A 625-nucleotide genomic window follows, 5' to 3' on the forward strand; every position below is an offset into this window, starting at 1 on the left:
TTCTCTTTGTGCTTGATGAGCTTCGTGATCAAGGTACTGGTATCCGAACCATTGGATAGTTTTGAAAACTATTGGGCATATTTAGAAGTTAACGAGCGTTAAAATCAGAAAGTCATGCTGCTTCAAAGAATGGCGTTCGTAAGATGTGAATCAGCCTATATTCCGTTACCTTAATTGGTACACACATTAGAAAGCACTTTTACGAACGAGGTAGAAAATGATTGTAATCACAGGTGCAAGTAGCGGCTTAGGGGCGGAGTTGGCCAAGCTTTATGATGCGGAAGGGAAAGCCACTTATCTGACTGGACGAAGTGAGAGTAAGCTCTCTACAGTCACAAACTGCTTATCGAACAATGTTGGCTATCGAGCTTGTGATCTCGCATCCCATCAAGAAGTGGAACAATTGTTTGAACAATTAGATTCTATTCCGAGCACGGTGGTTCACAGTGCAGGCAGTGGGTACTTTGGGTTGTTACAAGAGCAAGATCCAGAGCAGATTCAAACCTTAATAGAGAATAATCTCAGCTCAGCGATTAACGTGCTTCGTGAGTTGGTTAAGCGATACAAGGATCAGCCTGTTAATGTAGTGATGATCATGTCTACTGCAGCTCAGCAGCCCAAAGCT

At 43.0% G+C, this 625-nt stretch carries 1 protein-coding gene; it reads left to right on the top strand.

What is annotated here, in order from left to right; all coding sequences use genetic code 11:
* Positions 1-217: 217 nt before the first annotated feature.
* On the top strand, positions 218-625 hold a 408-nt coding region (locus tag R7Q46_RS28020; RefSeq protein WP_318078415.1), incomplete at its 3' end, for an SDR family NAD(P)-dependent oxidoreductase.

The organism is Vibrio sp. 811, assembly GCF_033339195.1.